This is a genomic window from Streptomyces cahuitamycinicus (genome assembly GCF_002891435.1).
Lineage (GTDB): Bacteria > Actinomycetota > Actinomycetes > Streptomycetales > Streptomycetaceae > Streptomyces > Streptomyces cahuitamycinicus.
Genome location: NZ_POUC01000902.1, coordinates 1 through 848, shown reverse-complemented (window position 1 = coordinate 848; position 848 = coordinate 1). Strand labels below are relative to the sequence as shown.

Here is an 848-nt window from a genome sequence, read left to right as displayed (position 1 = left end):
GGCGTGATGGCGCTGCTCATGCGCGCCGAGCTCGCCCGGCCCGGTCTGCAGATCATGTCGAACGAGCAGTTCAACCAGGCGTTCACGATGCACGGCACGATCATGCTGCTGATGTTCGCGACGCCGCTGTTCGCCGGCTTCGCGAACTGGATCATGCCGCTGCAGATCGGCGCGCCGGACGTGGCGTTCCCGCGGCTGAACATGTTCGCCTACTGGCTGTACCTGTTCGGCTCGCTCATCGCGGTCGGCGGCTTCCTCACCCCGCAGGGCGCGGCCGACTTCGGCTGGTTCGCCTACAGCCCGCTCTCGGACGCGGTCCGCTCCCCGGGCATCGGCGCCGACATGTGGATCATGGGTCTGGCCTTCTCCGGCTTCGGCACGATCCTTGGCTCGGTCAACTTCATCACCACGATCATCTGCATGCGCGCACCGGGCATGACGATGTTCCGCATGCCGATCTTCACCTGGAACGTGCTGCTGACCGGTGTCCTGGTCCTGCTCGCCTTCCCGGTCCTGGCCGCGGCCCTGTTCGCCCTGGAGGCGGACCGCAAGTTCGGGGCGCACATCTTCGACTCCGCCAACGGCGGCGCGTTGCTGTGGCAACACCTCTTCTGGTTCTTCGGCCATCCAGAGGTGTACATCATCGCCTTGCCGTTCTTCGGGATCATCTCCGAGGTCATCCCGGTCTTCTCCCGTAAGCCGATGTTCGGTTACACGGGTCTGATCGGCGCGACCATCGCGATCGCGGGTCTGTCCGTGACGGTGTGGGCCCACCACATGTACGTCACCGGCGGTGTGCTGCTGCCGTTCTTCTCCTTCATGACGTTCCTCATCGCCGTCCCGACCGG

At 65.2% G+C, this 848-nt stretch carries 1 protein-coding gene; it reads left to right on the top strand.

The features are described 5' to 3' along the window. Positions 1-848, top strand: an 848-nt coding sequence (locus tag C1J00_RS43785; RefSeq protein ID WP_180989931.1) for a cbb3-type cytochrome c oxidase subunit I, incomplete at both ends; no start/stop codon positions are given.